The following is a 15,353-nucleotide window of genomic DNA, read 5'->3' as shown; positions in this document are numbered from 1 at the left end:
CGGGCCGCGCACTCCCGCACACTGGGGGCGCGGCCCGTTCTGCATTCCCGCGGCGGGCCAGTCGATCCCCAGGGGGCCCGACGTGGCACTGACCGAGCACTATCCGAAGGCGCAGCGGACGGCTCCGCGCCGGCTCTTCCCGGGGCTGCCGGGGCCGCTGACGCTCACCGCCGTCCGGCACGGCCAGAGCACCGCCAACGCCGCCTTCCAGGCCGCGGAGGCGGTCGGCGCCCTGGACGTCGGCATCACGTGCCGGGACGCGGACCTCTCGCTCACCACGCTGGGCCGCGCGGAGGCCCGCGCCCTCGGCCGCTGGCTGGCCACCCGCTCGGAGGACGGCGTCCCGCAGAGCCTGTGGGTCTCCCCGTACCTGCGCACCCAGGAGACCGCCGAGCTGGTCGTCGAGGAGCTGGACCGGGCCGGGCTGCCGCTCCCGGAGATCTGCACCGACGAGCGGCTCCGCGACCGCGAGCTGGGCGTGCTGGAGATGCTGACCTCGGCCGCGATCGAGCTGCGCCACCCGCAGGAGGCCGCCCGCCGCCGCCTGCTCGGCGAACTGCGCTGGCGCCCGCCCGGCGGCGAGTCCCTCACCGACGTGGCCCAGCGCCTGCGCAGCGCGCTCCGCGACCTCTACGAGGGGGAGAGCAACCGCCGGGTCCTGGTCGTCGCCCACGACGCGGTGGTCATCCTGCTCCGCCACGTCATCGACGACCTCCAGGAGGGCGAGCTCCAGGAGCTGACCGAGGGCGGCGCGGTCCGCAACACCTCGGTCACCCGCTGGATCCGCGACGCCAAGGGCGCCCTCGCCCTGGACTGCTGGAACGAGCGCCCCCACCTGGAGGGTTAGGCGTGCGGGTCAGGTGTTCTGACTGACCCGCGAGGCAGTCGGGGTCACCGGGAGTGCCTGCTGGTCACCCGGAAGTAGAGCGGGTCGGTGACCCCGACCGGCCAGGCCTGCGTCGTCGTGCCGGACGGCGCGCCCTTGGCGGGCTTGGTCTGGAGCGGCGCGTAGGCGACCGCCAGGGAGAGCCAGTCCCCCGTCGGCGCGCTGCGGGTCAGCCGCATCCGCAGCGTCAGCGCCGCCGTGGCACCGGGCCGGAGGCTCAGTCCGTTGCGCGGGCCCACCTCGCCCGCGAGCTCGCCGAGCGCGGCGTCGACCCCGACCGCCCGCCACCGTCCGGCGAGCCAGGTCTCCAGCCGCAGCGCGTCGACGCGCAGCGTGCGGGACCGCGCGCCGTAGACGAGCACCGGCTTGAGCTGCCCGCAGGCCGCCCGGGTGCGGTTGTGCAGCGTCAGCCGCAGCGTCGACCAACCCGCGCCGCGCACGTAACCGCGGTGGACCCCGGTCAGCGTGACCGCGATCGGGTTGGGCTGCGCCGCCCCTGCGCAGATCGGGGCGGTCTTGGCGGCTATGGTCTCCTTGCCCGCCGTCGCCGCGTTCGCCTGCGTCGTCGTCCCCGCCAGCAACGCGGCCGCGGTCATGACGGGGAGACAACCGAGTATCAGGGCGCGGCTGCTGCGCCCTTTCGCATCACGCTTCGCTTGGTACATCACTCAACGAACATGGCACGTCACCCTCTGCCGCGCCGCTCGGCGCACCCCCGCACGGAGCAACCGGGGAGAGGTCAGGCAGACTTCAAGGATGAGCATCATCGTCCGCCCCGCCCTGCCCGACGAGTACGACGCCGCAGGTCACCTCGTTGCCGAGGCCTTCATCCACGACGGTCACACCGAGCGGGACGGCGACTACGCCAAGCTGCTGCGCGATCCGGGCGACCGGGCCGAGAAGGCGGAGTTGCTCGTCGCGGTGGACGAGGAGACGGGCGCGGTCCTCGGCTCGGTGACCTTCGCCCCGCCCGGCTCCCCCTACGCGGACCTGGCGCAGGGTCAGGAGGGCGAGTTCCGGATGCTGGCCGTCTCCCCGGACCCGGCCGCCCGCGGACGCGGCATCGGCGAGCTGATGGTCCGTGCCGTGATCGACCGCGCCCGGGAGCTCGGACTGCCCCGGATCGTCATGTCATCACAACAGCAGATGGCTTTCGCGCACCGGATATACGGGCGTCTCGGCTTCGCCCGGACCCCCGAACGCGACTGGTCGCCGATCCCCGGCATGGTCCTCTTCACCTACGCACTGGAGCTGTCCGGCTCGCCTGCGTGATGCCCGCAGGCAGGAGCCGCGACGCCTCAGCCGGTGCCCGGAGTGCGCCGCAGCAGTGCTCCAGCGGGGCAGCCGAGTGATCGAACGGTTACTCGAACGAATCACGCCGCGACACAACATCTGGTGGTGCGTGACGCACCTGCCCCTAGATGTATGCTCATGCTCGCTGTCGAAGCAGGGGAACCCGGTGCGATTCCGGGACTGCCCCGCAACGGTGAGCGGCTGCCGATCCGGCCTGTCCGCGAGTCCGATGACCTGCCGTCAGCGCGTCCTCGGCCTGCCCGGCCGCGGGCGCTGCAACCGGGCCTCGTGGGTGGGCCGACGGGCTGCTTCGCGCTGCTCTGCTCCCGCCTGCCTTCTCACGCGACCCGTGCCTCAGCCACCGGCCGCCAACGAGGAGCGTGCGCGTACATGACGGACATCGCCGTCCCCACCCTGCCCCAGCCCACCCGTGAGCCCGACGCCCGTGGTGGCGCCGCCGACGCTCCCGGCACCGCGCTGCTGGTCACGCTCACCGAGCGGTCCGCAGACCTGACCCAGGTCGACCCGGGCCGCGTCGCCGCCGCCGCGCTGCGTGGCCGCAGCGCCCAGGCCGACTACGCGGAGCTGCGCGGGCTGGCCATCGGGGCCGCCGCCGCGCTGATCGCCGAGGACCCGCAGTACTCGCGTCTGGCGGCCCGGCTGCTGGCCGAGGAGGTCCGCGAGGAGGCGGCTGGTCAGGGCTCGTCCTGCTTCGCCGAGTCCGTGGCCGTCGGCCACCGCGAGGGTCTGATCGGCGACGCCACCGCCGCCTTCGTCGCCGCGCACGCCGACGCACTGGACGCCGTCGTCGACCAGCAGGCCGACGACCGCTTCGAGTACTTCGGCCTGCGCACGCTCTACTCCCGCTACCTGCTGCGCCACCCGATCACCCGTCAGGTGATCGAGACGCCGCAGCAGTTCATGCTGCGGGTGGCGTGCGGGCTGGAGGTCGGGGGCAACGAGAAGTCGGTGGCCGAGGTCGCCGAGCTGTACGGGCTGATGAGCCGCCTGGAGTACCTGCCCAGCTCGCCGACGCTGTTCAACTCCGGCACCCGGCACCCGCAGATGTCCTCCTGCTACCTGCTGGACTCGCCGCTGGACGAGCTGGACTCGATCTACAGCCGCTACGCGCAGATCGCCCGGCTCTCCAAGCACGCGGGCGGCATCGGTCTGTCCTACTCCCGGATCCGCTCGCGCGGCTCGCTGATCCGCGGCACCAACGGCCAGTCCAACGGCATCGTCCCGTTCCTGCGCACCCTCGACTCCTCCGTCGCCGCGGTCAACCAGGGCGGTCGCCGCAAGGGCGCGGCCTGCGTCTACCTGGAGACCTGGCACGCCGACATCGAGGAGTTCCTGGAGCTCCGCGACAACACCGGTGAGGAGGCGCGCCGCACGCACAACCTCAACCTGGCGCACTGGATCCCGGACGAGTTCATGCGCCGCGTCGAGACCGACGGCGACTGGTCGCTCTTCTCCCCCGGCGACGTCCCCGAGCTGGTCGACCTGTGGGGCGCCGAGTTCGACGCCGCCTACGTCAAGGCCGAGCAGGACGGCAAGGCCGTCCGCAGCATCCCGGCCCGGACCCTGTACGCGCGGATGATGCGCACCCTGGCCCAGACCGGCAACGGCTGGATGACCTTCAAGGACGCCTCCAACCGCGCCGCCAACCAGACCGCGCTGCCCGGCCGCACGGTCCACTCCTCGAACCTCTGCACCGAGATCCTGGAGATCACGGACGACTCCGAGACGGCCGTCTGCAACCTGGGTTCGGTCAACCTCGGGGCGCACGTGCTGCCGAACGGCGAGATCGACTGGGAGCGCCTGGACGCCACCGTGCGCACCGCGGTGACCTTCCTGGACCGGGTCATCGACATCAACTTCTACCCGACCCCCGAGGCGGGCACGTCCAACTCCCGCTGGCGCCCGGTGGGTCTGGGCATGATGGGCCTGCAGGACGTCTTCTTCAAGCTCCGCCTGGACTTCGACTCCGCCGAGGCCAAGGCGCTCTCGACGAAGCTCTCCGAGCGGATCATGCTGGCCGCCTACGAGACCAGCTGCGAGCTGGCCGAGCGCTTCGGCCGGCACGCCGCCTACGAGGAGACCCGCGCCGCCCGCGGCAAGCTGCACATCGACCACTTCGACGTGGCCCCTGCCTGGCCGGAGCGCTGGGACGCACTGCGCGCCCGCATCGCCGAGACCGGCCTGCGCAACGCCCTGCTGCTGGCCATCGCGCCGACCGCGACCATCGCCTCCATCGCCGGCGTCTACGAGTGCATCGAGCCGCAGGTCTCCAACCTCTTCAAGCGGGAGACCCTCTCCGGCGAGTTCCTCCAGGTCAACCCGTACCTGGTGGCCGACCTGAAGAACCTCGGCCTCTGGAATGCGATCACCCGCGAGGAACTGCGCGAGGGCAACGGCTCCGCCCAGGAGATCACCGACCTGCCGGAGGACTACAAGCGCCTCTACCGCACCGCCTGGGAGCTCCCGCAGCGCGCGCTGATCGACCTGGCCGCCGCCCGCATGCCGTACCTGGACCAGAGCCAGTCCCTCAACCTCTTCATGGCCGCGCCCACCATCGGCAAGCTCAGCTCGATGTACGCGTACGCCTGGAAGGTCGGCCTGAAGACCACGTACTACCTGCGCTCCCGCCCGGCGACCCGGATCGCCCGCGCGGCCACCGCCCAGGCGGTGCAGGAGACGGAAGCCGTCGCCTGCTCCCTGGAGAACCCTGAGTCCTGCGAGGCCTGCCAGTAATGACCAGCACCGCCGACACGAGCACCACCCAGAAGAAGAACATCCTCGACCCGGGCTTCGAGCTGACGCTCCGCCCGATGCGCTACCCGGACTTCTACGAGCACTACCGGAACGCGATCAAGAACACCTGGACCGTGGAGGAGGTCGACCTCCACTCCGACGTCGCCGACCTGGCCAAGCTCAGTGCCGGTGAGCGTCACATGATCGGCCGGCTGGTCGCGTTCTTCGCGACGGGCGACTCGATCGTGTCCAACAACCTGGTGCTGACGCTGTACAAGCACATCAACTCCCCGGAGGCGCGGCTCTACCTCTCGCGCCAGCTCTTCGAGGAGGCCGTGCACGTCCAGTTCTACCTGACCCTGCTGGACACGTACCTGCCCGACCCGGAGGACCGCACGGCGGCCTTCGCGGCGGTGGAGAACATCCCGTCCATCCGCGAGAAGGCGCAGTTCTGCTTCCGCTGGATGGACAGCGTCGAGAAGATCGACCGGTTGGAGTCCAAGGAGGACCGCCGCCGGTTCCTGCTCAACCTGATCTGCTTCGCGGCGTGCATCGAGGGCCTGTTCTTCTACGGCGCCTTCGCGTACGTCTACTGGTTCCGCAGCCGCGGCCTGCTGCACGGTCTGGCGACCGGCACCAACTGGGTCTTCCGCGACGAGTCCATGCACATGGACTTCGCCTTCCAGGTCGTCGACACGGTCCGGGCCGAGGAGCCCGACCTGTGGGACGAGGAGATGGGCGAGCGGGTGACCGCGATGCTGGAGGAGGCCGTCGAGGCCGAGCTCCAGTTCGCCGGCGACCTGTGCGGTGAGGGCCTGCCCGGCATGAACACGGACTCCATGCGGGAGTACCTGCAGTGCGTCGCCGACCAGCGCCTGGCCCGCCTGGGCCTGCCGGTCCGCTACGGCTCGGAGAACCCGTTCGCGTTCATGGAGCTGCAGAACGTCCAGGAGCTGACCAACTTCTTCGAGCGCCGGGTCTCCGCGTACCAGATGGCCGTCGAGGGCTCGGTCTCCTTCGACGACGACTTCTAGTCACCCGGCTGGTCACAACGGAGGGCGTTCACCCACGCGGGTGAACGCCCTCCGTTCCGTCATGCTGTCACTCGTTCGGAACGACCTCGTACCGCGGCGTCAGCTCCGCCATCTGCCGCAGCGCGTCCTTGCGGTCCCGCTTGGAGAGCCGGTCGATGTAGAGGTACCCGTTCAGGTGATCCGTCTCGTGCTGCAGGCAGCGCGCGAAGAAGCCGGTGCCCTCCACGACGACGTCCTTGCCGTCCTTGTCCTGGCCGCGCACGACGGCGAAGTCCGGCCGCGGCAGCTCGGCGTACGCGCCGGGCACGGAGAGGCAGCCCTCGTTGCCGTCGTCGAGGTTCCGCTGCGCCGGGTCCAGGTCGTCCAGCACCGGGTTCACCAGGACGCCGATGTGACGCACGTTGTCGTCGTCCGGGCAGTCGTAGACGAAGACCCGCTGTGCCACGCCGATCTGGTTGGCGGCGAGGCCGACACCCTCGGCGGCGTACATGCTCACGAACATGTCGTCGATCAGCGCCTGCAGCTCCGGCCCGAACTCCGTCACCGTGGCACACGGGTGATGCAGGACCGGGTTCCCGACCACCGTGATCGCCCGCACGGTCCCGCGCGAGGTGTCCGGCTCCTCACCGACGACCTGCTGCGGCTCGGCGGCTTCCAACTGCTGTTCCGACATGCTCTCGCCTTCAACTCTGCTCAGCTACTCGCTCAAAGGGTAACCACCTCAGGGGCGCGAGGAACTGCGCGAGGCACTGCGCGAGCAACCACCCACGCACCTGGCAGGCCGAACGTGCCGGACCATCCGCCCAGGGTGGTTTCGGACAAAGCCCCTCAGCAGACCTCTTCCAGGTCCCGGTACGCCCGCCGCGCAGGCGACTGCGCCACCCACCGGTCGAGCAGCTGCTCGACCAGCCCGGCCGGAGCGGCGACGCCGCATTCGCGTTCGGGGACCCACAGTTCCCCCTGCGCGTGGTGGCTCAGCCGTCCCAGCGGGCCGTCGTCGTGGGGGTCGTGGGCGTCGCTGTGGCCGTCGTCCGAGGCCATCCGGCTCTCACTGCAGGCCCGGCAGAGCAGCCGCACCGAGGAGGTCCAGTCCTCCGCCGCGTAGCCGGCCTCGGAGACGATCCGCTCCAGCGCGTCACGGTCACTCTCGGTGCTCGCCTGCAGCAGCACCACATGCGTCGGCACGGGTGAGGGCGCCCACAGTTCGATCTCGTCGAAGACCGGGTAGGGAACCCCGTCCGCGACCCGCTCGCCGTGCGGCGAGCCGTCGTGCAGCACGACCTCGCCCCATCTGCGGCCGGAGGACGGCAGCGGGATGCTCAGCACCTCGACGCGTGCCGGGTCCAGGCGTCTGCCCCAGACGACCTCGGACTCGCCCTCCGGCGACAGTCTGACCGGCGTCATGCCGTAGTCGATCCGGACCGGACCGTCGCCGGGCGGGACGCGCAGGCCGTACGCCTGCCACGCGCGGCGGGCCAGCGCCCAGTCCTGGAGGGCGGTCGCTGCGATGCCCAGGTTCCACCAGTCCGGCGCGCCGGTACCGGTGCCACGGTCCAGCAGCGCCACGGCGCGCAGACCGGCCGCGCGGGCCTGGTCCCAGTCCCGGCGGAACTTGTGCAGCAATGCCAGGTTGAACCAGGAGTCGGACAACCACGGCTCCAGGTCCGTCGCCCGGACCAGGAGTGCTCCCGCGTCGTCGAGCCGACCGTCACCGATGAGCGTGAAGGCGCGGTCGGTGGTCTGCCGCCAGGTGGCGGACGGCCTCTGCCGTGCTCGATTGAAGATCTTCACCTCAGCCTGCCGCTTGTCGGTCCCCTGCACTGTCGCGTGCACATGTGGCGTTGCTTCATCCATAGGTCGACACATGGACCCGCAAGGCCCTGCATCAGCATCCAACCATGAGCGCACCCTCGCTCGCTGCCTACCCAGGCATCCTTTGGCAAACACGGGCCAATGCCTCGACCACACGGGGTTCGTACTCCTGCGCGGTCTCCTCCCGCAACTGCACGAGCACCTCCTCGCGCCGGGCCGGTCCCGGGTCGTCGCACGCCAGGTCGTCGAAGGCGTTGGCAACGCGGACAATGCGCGCGGCAAGCGGGACATCACCGTCCCGGGTGCCGTCCGGACGACGGTAGGGCTCGGCCAGCCGGGCCACGATCTCGGCGACTTCGGGCGGAACGCCGGTCCTGCGGATCACCTCGCTGCCCAACTGCCCGATCCGCCGCTGCTCCGCCCGCGAGAGCAGGGCCGTCGCGCCGCCGGGAATCGGGTCCACCAACGAGAGTTGGCCGATGTCGTGCATCAGCGCCGCGTACTCGAGCAGCAGCAGTTCGCCTTCGGTCAGCGCGAGTTCACGTCCGACCCGGCAGGCCAACAGGGTGACGCGCTGCGCGTGGCCCGGCAGGGTGTATCCGGCGACCTCGGTGGCGCGGGCCAGGCTCGCGATGGTCTGCCGCTGGGTGGCCCGGATCGCGGCATAGCGGCGGAAACCCGCCTGGGTCAGCAGCAGCGGCACGGAGAAGAGCGGCAGCGCCCAGAGCCCGATCTCTCCTGCCGCGATGGCGATCACGACACCGGTCGCGACTATCGCCGAGCCGATCCGCAGCAGCGCGCAGCACTCGTCGCGCAAGGCGTGCGCGAATCGCGCGCCGGAGTGCGACCCGGCCAACAGCGCCGCCAACCCCATGTCGGTCAGCGCCGCGACCCCGGCGCACAACGCGAGATAGGCGCCGTTGGCCGGACCGTGCTCCAAGCCGTACCGCAGCAGCATCCCCCGGTTGTAGAAGGGCTGGAACAGCAGCGCGGCCACCCCGACCGAGAGCACCCGCCGGGCCACCGAGTCCCAGCACGGCTGCCGCCCCCGCGCCACCCTCGGCACCATGCCGACCATCGCCGCACCCGTGGTCACCACCACGACCTGCGCCACCCCGTGATGCGTCCGCTCCCCCGCCAGCGCGCCGAGCAGCGCGTACGCCAGCGCAGCCGCCGCGCCGAGCGGTGCCTGCACCCGGTCGCCCGGCAGCGTCGTCCGCAACAGCTCGCCGACCGCCACCAACGTCCCGAAGCCCAGGGCGATCCACGCCTCGACGAAGCCGTAGACCGCGAGCCAGACGCCCGACGCGAGGACGAGCAGCACCGCGGCGGCGTAGACGGCCACGACCCGACGCGGCAGTCGGCCGACCCGCGCCGCATCGACGGTGGCCGGCGCACCGGCGCCCCCGCTGCGCCGACCGCTCCTGCCGCGCGTCGACACGGCCTGCTGCATCGGCACAGCCGGTCTGCGCACCTCCCACTCCTGCGCCAGGCCCCCCCGTGCCAGGGCCCGATCACGACGACTCAACGCGCCACCCTGGTGGCCGCGTTCTTCACCCCGGCGGCACCCGCGCCCGAGGCACCGGCCCCGGCCGGACGCCTCGGCTCGCGGATGCCGAGCGGCACGTCCGGGGCGTCCTCGTCGGCCGCCGTCGGAGCCGCCGGCTGCCAGCCGTGGCGACGCACCGCACGCACCAGCGCCTCCACCATCACCGGGTCGAACTGGCTCCCGGCGCACCGCTCCAGCTCCACCACCGCCTCGGTGACCGGCCGACCGCGCCGGTACGACCGGGTGGACGTCATCGAGTCGAAGGCGTCCGCCACCGCGATCACGCGGGCGAACTCCGGGATCTCCTCCCCCGCCAGGCCGGTCGGGTAGCCGCGCCCGTCCATCCGCTCGTGGTGGTGCAGGATGCCCTCGCGCGCCTCGCCCAGGAAGCCGATGCCGCGCACCATCTCGTGCCCGAAGGTCGGGTGCAGCTGCACCGCCTCGTGCTCGTCGTCGGTCAGCGGACCGTTCTTGCGCAGCACCCGCGTCGGCACGCCCAACTTGCCGATGTCGTGCAGGATCCCGGCCACCCGCAGCGAGGCGACACGCTCCTCCGCCATCCGCAGCTCCCGCGCCATCAGCACCGACGCGCGGCTGACGCGCTCGCTGTGGCCCCGGGTGTACTCGTCCTTGATCTCCACCGCCTGCACCAACGCGCTGACCGTCGCCTGGTGCGCGGCCTCCTCCTGCTGGAACTGGGCGTAGACCCACGAGGACACCGTCAGCGGCAGCAGCACGAGCACGGCAGCCAGGCCGCCGTAGGAGCTCCAGAGGACGGCCATCATCAGCCCGATCAGCCCGTACCCCAGGCAGGGCAGCAGCGATCGGAGCAGCGCTCCGCGCCACACCGTGTAGGGGTCCGCCCGCTCCGCGGCGACCCTGATCCCGCCGACCAGCAGCGCCGTCACCACGCAGAACGCCAGCGCGGCGAGCAGCGTCGGCCCCAGCACCTCAGGGAACTGACGCCGGGTCAGCTCACTGCTGCCACCGGTCGCATCGAACACCTCGGCCGCCGCGCAGGCGGCCAGCGCCAACTGCGCCGCGTTCCAGGCACGCCGCAGCGCACGCGGCGGCTCGGCGGGCGCGAGCACCGCGCCCAGCACCGGCACAAGCGCCGCCGCCCCGGGCCGCAGCAGGGTCGCTGCCGCGAGCAGCACCGGGAAGAACGCGGTCCATCGCGTCTGCGTCTCCACCCCGCCTGCGGCGCTGAGCGCCTGACGCCGCACCAGCCACTCGCACGCGACGTACAGCGCGGCCAGCACGAGCACCTGGCTCCACGGGCCGCCGCCCACCCCGAGCTCCAGCGGGCAGACCAGCGCCGCCGTGATCACCGCGACCGCGTAGCAGCGCCCCACGAGCCCCAGAGGTTCCCCGCCCCCGCCCGCAGTCGAGCCCGCGATCTCCGCATCCGCCACCGACTCCGACTCCGCTCCGCCTTCGCCAGGTCCGGGCCTCAGTTCATCGCACAGCGCCCGCACAGGGGCAGACGTTCCACGAAAAACTCCACGATCGGGTGACTGGATACCCCTGGGCCTCCGGTTTGAAGCACGCGATGCGGCACGTTTTCTTCACACCGGGGAGGGGCCAGTTTTTCGCTTCCGCAGGGAGTTGCAATCGCACGGGGCGTGGGGCTCCGCCGAGCGGAACCCCACGCCCCTGAACAGTGCGATTACTCCTGCGCGGTCGGGCGGGCGAGCAACTCGCCCTCCACCGGCAGCCCCGCACGGATCCGCTCGATCCGCGCCAGCACCTTGCCGCGGAGATCCGCCGGCGCGGTGTCACAACCGCAGGACCGCTTCACCAGGGCCTTGATCGCCTGCTCCAGACCGTACTTGTCGAGGCAGGGCGAGCACTCGTCCAAGTGCTCGCGCAGTCGGGCGCAGTCGCCCTCGCCCATCTCGTTGTCGAGGTACTCGTAGAGGTGGTCGAGTACGTCGTCGCACGAAGTGTCGTGGTGGTTGCCGCAGCTCATGAGTCCGCGCCTTTCCGGTCATCCCCCGCACCGCTCCCGGCCGGGACCAACCCGCGGTCACGGGCGTAGTCCTCCAGCAGCGACCGCAGTTGGCGGCGTCCGCGGTGGAGGCGGGACATCACCGTTCCGATGGGTGTCCCCATGATGTCGGCAATCTCCTTGTACGCGAAGCCCTCGACGTCCGCGAGATACACCGCGATCCGGAACTCCTCCGGGATCGCCTGCAGGGCTTCCTTCACGTCGCTGTCCGGGAGGTGGTCCAGCGCCTGCGTCTCCGCCGAGCGCAGGCCGGTCGACATGTGCGACTCGGCCCGTGCCAGCTGCCAGTCCTCGATCTCGTCCGCACCGGTGCGCTGCGGCTCGCGCTGCTTCTTCCGGTAGGAGTTGATGAACGTGTTGGTCAGGATGCGGTACAGCCAGGCCTTGAGGTTGGTGCCCTCACGGAACTGGTGGAACGAGGCGAACGCCTTCGCGAACGTCTCCTGCAGCAGGTCCTCCGCGTCCGCGGGGTTGCGGGTCATCCGCAACGCAGCGGAGTACAGCTGGTCCAGGTATGCCAAGGCGTCCCGTTCGAAGCGCTGCACGCGCTCCGTCTCGGTCTCCTCGGTGTCCTTCGCGGCGACCGGACCCACCTCCTCGGCGCTGAATGGCTTGCTCGCCAAGGAGACTATCGGGCTCGGAGAGGAATCGCCCGCGACGGGCCATGCGGCCCAGCCAAGGAACGACTCCGCCGCGTCCTCCGGGCGGGCCTGGCATGCGGCTGCGACCATGAGCTGCCTTCCACTGACGTGTTCGATCCTGACAGTGGCGACAACCAGCGGGCCCGGCTGTTCATTCCCCGACCGGACCTCACGTCGTCAGCGGGTCCCGCCCTCGGAGGAGCGTCCTCGGAGGTGCCTCCTCAGAAGAGCGTTCCGGCCTCCTCCGGCTCGGGTTCGACCCGCTCCAGCAGTTCGGGGGCGTTGTTGCGGAAGTTGCCGACCGCCGGGCCGATCGGACGGAGCTCCATCAGTCCCGGAGCCGGTGGTGCCAGCAGCGCGGCGAGTTCGTCCTCTTCGGTGAGCGACCGGTCCAGCCAGTCGTCCCAGCGGTCGCGCGGCAGGATCAGCGGCATCCGCGGATGGACGTGCGCCAGCTCCTCCTCCGCGGCGACGGTGATGACCGTGCAGGTGGTGAGCCAGGCCGCCGGGTCGTCCTCGGGGATGTTCCGGTCCCGCCAGAACTCGTAGAGCCCGGCGAAGGCGACCTCCGCGCCGTCCTTCGGTGTCACGTAGTACGGCTGCTTCTTCGGTGCCTTCTCCCCGGGGCGCTTCTCGGGGGTGTGCCACTCGAAGTAGCCGTCGGCGGGGAGCAGGCAGCGACGGGTGCTGAAGGCGCGGCGGTAGGCGGGCTTCTCGTGGACGGTCTCGCTGCGCGCGTTGAACATCTTCACGCCGACGCCCGGCTCCTTGGCCCAGGACGGCACCAGGCCCCAGCGCAGCACCCGCAACTGCCGGACCGGGTCCGGCCCCTGCTCGCGTATCGGCCGCTCCAGGACCGCGAAGACGTCCTTGGTCGGCGCGACGTTGTAGTCCGCCGCGAGGGTCTCCTTCGGGTCCCACGAGGCGACCTCGAAGAGCTCGACCAGGTCCTCGGGCTTACGACTCGACGCGTACCGTCCGCACATGTGTCCCACCTTGCCAGGTCGACGCTCCCGGCCGGGGACCGGTCCCAACCGCCGGACCGCCACCGGCTGCCCAGCAACCGGTACCCGCCGCCCGGTTCCCGGTACACCGCCCGAACCGGGAACTGGTCGCGCGGCGTCCCCTTGTGCGAGGCTGCACGCCTCGCTCGGAGCCTTGTTCGGTGCGTCGTTCGGCGCCGCGGTCCATGGCCCGCCGTCCCCGTCCCCGTGTCCCCCGGAGTGCAGTCCGCATGCAGCCCCACAGCATCAGCCAGGTCTGGGACCAGCTGACCGGCACCCAGGCCCTGCCCAGCGGAGCCGTGATCTGGGCCACGGCCGCCGTCGCCCTGCTCGCCGTGGGCTGGCGGATGGTGTGGCAACTGAGCCGCAACGTGGTCACCATCGCTCACGAGGGCGGCCACGCCCTGGTCGCGCTGCTGATGCGGCGTCGGCTGCACGGCATCCGGCTGCACTCCGACACCAGCGGCCTGACCGTCTCCTCCGGCAAGCCGCACGGCCCCGGCATGGTGCTGACCGCTGCCGCCGGATATGTCGCGCCCTCGCTGCTGGGCCTGGGCGGGGCGTGGATGCTCGCGGCCGGACACACCACGGGCCTGCTCTGGGCGGTCGTGGCGCTGCTGCTCTGCGTGCTGATCGAGGTGCGCAACGCCTACGGCGTGCTGACGGTGCTGCTGACCGGCGGGCTCTGCTTCGCCGTCTCCTGGTTCGGCAGCGCGCAGCTGCAGGGCGCGTTCGCCTATCTCTGTGTCTGGTTCCTGCTGCTGGCGGGCGTGCGGCCGGTGCTGGAGCTGCAGACCAAGCGCGCCCGTGGCCAGGCCCGTGACTCGGACGCGGACCAGCTGGCCCGGCTCACCCGCCTGCCCGGCCTGTTCTGGGTCGGCGTCTTCCTCGCGGTCTCCCTCGGCTCCCTGCTCGTCGGTGCCCGCTGGCTGATTCCCTGAACCAACCCGGGCCGGCCCATCAGCCCGGCCCATCGACCGAACCCGTCGGCCCAGCCCGCCGTTCTGAACCGAACCGGGCGCGGACCGTAAGCTTTGTGACCATGACCGAGCTGCACTGGCCTGCCCCGACCGCGACCGATCCCGTCGACGCGGTGGTCACCGTGCCCGGATCCAAGTCCGCGACCAACCGTGCGCTGGTGCTTGCCGCCCTCGCCGCGCAACCCGGCTACGTGCGCCGCCCGCTGCGCAGCCGCGACAGCCTGCTGATGGCCGACGGCCTGCGCGCCTTGGGGGTCGGCGTCGAGGACACGCTCAACTCCACCAGCGGCGTCAGCGGCGGCGGCGACGCCTGGCGGGTGCTGCCCGCGCCGCTCGGCGGCCCGGCCCGGATCGACGTCGGCAACGCCGGCACGGTGATGCGCTTCCTCCCTCCGGTCGCCGCCCTCGCCGACGGCGACATCGCCTTCGACGGCGACCCGCGCTCCCACGAGCGCCCGCTCGGCGGCGTGATCGACGCGCTGCGCGCCCTCGGCGCCCGGATCGAGGACGGCGGACGCGGCGCGCTGCCGCTGACCGTCCACGGCACCGGCGGCCTGGTCGGCGGCACGGTCACCGTGGACGCGTCCAGCTCCTCGCAGTTCGTCAGCGCGCTGCTGCTCTCCGGTCCCCGGTTCCAGCACGGCGTCGAGGTCCGCCACGTCGGCGAACCGGTGCCGTCGCTGCCGCACATCCGGATGACGGTCGAGATGCTGCGCGCCGCAGGCGCCCAGGTCGACGCCCCCGAGGACGGCGGTGAGCCGGACGTCTGGCGCGTGACTCCGGGCGCGCTGCTCGGCCGCGACGTGGTGGTCGAGCCCGACCTCTCCAACGCCGCGCCGTTCCTGGCCGCCGCCCTGGTCACCGGCGGTACCGTCACCGTCCGTGACTGGCCCGAGCGGACCAGCCAGCCAGGTGACCAGCTCCGTGACCTCTTCACCCGGATGGGTGGCTCCTGCGAGCTGACCGAGGAGGGCCTCCACTTCACCGGAACCGGCCGCGTCCACGGCATCGACGCCGACCTGCACGCGGTCGGCGAGCTCACCCCCGTCGTCGCGGCCGTCGCCGCGCTGGCCGACTCGCCGTCGACCCTGAGCGGCATCGCCCACCTGCGGATGCACGAGACCGACCGCCTGGCCGCCCTGGCCCGCGAGCTGAACGCGCTCGGCGGCGACGTCACCGAGACCGAGGACGGCCTGCGGATCAAGCCGCGCCCGCTGCGCGGCGGTGTCTTCCACACCTACGAGGACCACCGGTTGGCCACGGCCGCTGCCGTGCTCGGCCTGGTCGTGCCGGGCGTGGAGGTGGAGAACGTGGCGACGACCGCGAAGACCCTGCCCGACTTCCCCGATCTCTGGGCAGGCCTGCTCGGAGCGAAGGGCTAGGGGCCCC

The 15,353-nt window shown here is 71.7% G+C and carries 14 protein-coding genes and 1 riboswitch; of the genes, 6 read left to right on the top strand and 8 right to left on the bottom strand.

Annotated features, from left to right (window positions below; genetic code table 11):
* The first annotated feature begins 82 nt into the window (after positions 1-82).
* Positions 83-847, top strand: a complete 765-nt coding sequence (locus ABH940_RS05545; protein ID WP_370104495.1) for a histidine phosphatase family protein — start codon at positions 83-85, stop codon at positions 845-847.
* A 44-nt stretch (positions 848-891) separates the two neighbouring features.
* On the opposite strand, the gene ABH940_RS05540 is transcribed toward ABH940_RS05545, so the two are convergent.
* A complete protein-coding gene (locus ABH940_RS05540; protein ID WP_370061002.1) occupies positions 892-1,482 on the bottom strand; it encodes a hypothetical protein in 591 nt (196 codons plus the stop codon).
* 160 nt (positions 1,483-1,642) lie between these two features.
* On the opposite strand from ABH940_RS05540, the gene ABH940_RS05535 reads away from it, so the two are divergent.
* The 3 genes from ABH940_RS05535 (at position 1,643) to ABH940_RS05525 (ending at position 5,967) form a co-directional block, all read left to right on the top strand.
* A complete protein-coding gene (locus ABH940_RS05535) occupies positions 1,643-2,158 on the top strand; it encodes a GNAT family N-acetyltransferase (protein WP_370104494.1) in 516 nt (171 codons plus the stop codon).
* 143 nt (positions 2,159-2,301) lie between these two features.
* A riboswitch (cobalamin riboswitch) is annotated at positions 2,302-2,436 on the top strand.
* Between the two features lie 133 nt (positions 2,437-2,569).
* Complete coding sequence (locus ABH940_RS05530) at positions 2,570-4,933, top strand: ribonucleoside-diphosphate reductase subunit alpha (protein WP_370104492.1); 2,364 nt, start codon at positions 2,570-2,572, stop codon at positions 4,931-4,933.
* The gene (locus ABH940_RS05525; protein ID WP_370061008.1) at positions 4,933-5,967 is read left to right on the top strand and encodes a ribonucleotide-diphosphate reductase subunit beta; all 1,035 of its coding nucleotides are present in this window, start codon (positions 4,933-4,935) and stop codon (positions 5,965-5,967) included. Before ABH940_RS05530 ends, ABH940_RS05525 begins: the two co-directional genes overlap by 1 nt.
* Positions 5,968-6,034: 67 nt before the next feature.
* On the opposite strand, the gene def is transcribed toward ABH940_RS05525, so the two are convergent.
* The 7 genes from def to ABH940_RS05490 form a co-directional block, all read right to left on the bottom strand.
* Complete coding sequence (gene def, locus ABH940_RS05520) at positions 6,035-6,640, bottom strand: peptide deformylase (RefSeq protein WP_370061010.1); 606 nt, start codon at positions 6,638-6,640, stop codon at positions 6,035-6,037.
* Between the two features lie 155 nt (positions 6,641-6,795).
* A complete protein-coding gene (locus ABH940_RS05515; protein WP_370104490.1) occupies positions 6,796-7,758 on the bottom strand; it encodes a tetratricopeptide repeat protein in 963 nt (320 codons plus the stop codon).
* A gap of 130 nt (positions 7,759-7,888) precedes the next feature.
* Positions 7,889-9,253, bottom strand: coding sequence for an HD-GYP domain-containing protein (locus ABH940_RS05510; protein ID WP_370104489.1), 1,365 nt, complete (start codon positions 9,251-9,253; stop codon positions 7,889-7,891).
* A 50-nt stretch (positions 9,254-9,303) separates the two neighbouring features.
* On the bottom strand, positions 9,304-10,692 hold the full coding sequence (locus ABH940_RS05505; protein WP_370104540.1) for an HD-GYP domain-containing protein: 1,389 nt from the start codon (positions 10,690-10,692) through the stop codon (positions 9,304-9,306).
* 305 nt (positions 10,693-10,997) lie between these two features.
* A complete protein-coding gene (gene rsrA / locus ABH940_RS05500) occupies positions 10,998-11,300 on the bottom strand; it encodes a mycothiol system anti-sigma-R factor (protein ID WP_370061016.1) in 303 nt (100 codons plus the stop codon).
* Positions 11,297-12,070: a sigma-70 family RNA polymerase sigma factor gene (locus ABH940_RS05495; protein WP_370061019.1), complete on the bottom strand. Its 774-nt coding sequence runs from the start codon at positions 12,068-12,070 to the stop codon at positions 11,297-11,299. The genes rsrA and ABH940_RS05495 overlap by 4 nt, the downstream gene beginning before the upstream one ends.
* 131 nt (positions 12,071-12,201) lie before the next feature.
* Positions 12,202-12,966 (bottom strand): SOS response-associated peptidase, encoded by a 765-nt coding sequence (locus ABH940_RS05490; RefSeq protein WP_370104487.1) that lies wholly within the window; start codon positions 12,964-12,966, stop codon positions 12,202-12,204.
* Positions 12,967-13,214: 248 nt separating this feature from the next.
* Here ABH940_RS05490 and ABH940_RS05485 point away from each other — a divergent pair, with 248 nt between their 5' ends.
* A complete protein-coding gene (locus tag ABH940_RS05485; RefSeq protein WP_370061023.1) occupies positions 13,215-13,925 on the top strand; it encodes a M50 family metallopeptidase in 711 nt (236 codons plus the stop codon).
* Positions 13,926-14,026: 101 nt separating this feature from the next.
* On the top strand, positions 14,027-15,346 hold the full coding sequence (gene aroA, locus ABH940_RS05480; protein WP_370061025.1) for a 3-phosphoshikimate 1-carboxyvinyltransferase: 1,320 nt from the start codon (positions 14,027-14,029) through the stop codon (positions 15,344-15,346).
* Positions 15,347-15,353: the final 7 nt, after the last annotated feature.

Origin of the sequence: Streptacidiphilus sp. BW17, from assembly GCF_041262485.1 — a bacterium.
In the GTDB taxonomy this organism is placed as follows: domain Bacteria; phylum Actinomycetota; class Actinomycetes; order Streptomycetales; family Streptomycetaceae; genus Streptacidiphilus.
Note: the sequence above shows the minus strand (reverse complement) of the source record. Positions and strands in the feature narration are given on the sequence as shown.

What these genes read in the sequence shown, in the direction of transcription:
- ABH940_RS05540 (WP_370061002.1), bottom strand. Translation starts at nt 1,482, where the DNA reads ATGACCGCGGCCGCGTTGCTGGCGGGGACGACGACGCAGGCGAACGCG.
- ABH940_RS05535 (WP_370104494.1), top strand. Translation starts at nt 1,643, where the DNA reads ATGAGCATCATCGTCCGCCCCGCCCTGCCCGACGAGTACGACGCCGCA.
- ABH940_RS05530 (WP_370104492.1), top strand. Translation starts at nt 2,570, where the DNA reads ATGACGGACATCGCCGTCCCCACCCTGCCCCAGCCCACCCGTGAGCCC.
- ABH940_RS05525 (WP_370061008.1), top strand. Translation starts at nt 4,933, where the DNA reads ATGACCAGCACCGCCGACACGAGCACCACCCAGAAGAAGAACATCCTC.
- def (WP_370061010.1), bottom strand. Translation starts at nt 6,640, where the DNA reads ATGTCGGAACAGCAGTTGGAAGCCGCCGAGCCGCAGCAGGTCGTCGGT.
- rsrA (WP_370061016.1), bottom strand. Translation starts at nt 11,300, where the DNA reads ATGAGCTGCGGCAACCACCACGACACTTCGTGCGACGACGTACTCGAC.
- ABH940_RS05495 (WP_370061019.1), bottom strand. Translation starts at nt 12,070, where the DNA reads ATGGTCGCAGCCGCATGCCAGGCCCGCCCGGAGGACGCGGCGGAGTCG.
- ABH940_RS05490 (WP_370104487.1), bottom strand. Translation starts at nt 12,966, where the DNA reads ATGTGCGGACGGTACGCGTCGAGTCGTAAGCCCGAGGACCTGGTCGAG.
- ABH940_RS05485 (WP_370061023.1), top strand. Translation starts at nt 13,215, where the DNA reads ATGCAGCCCCACAGCATCAGCCAGGTCTGGGACCAGCTGACCGGCACC.
- aroA (WP_370061025.1), top strand. Translation starts at nt 14,027, where the DNA reads ATGACCGAGCTGCACTGGCCTGCCCCGACCGCGACCGATCCCGTCGAC.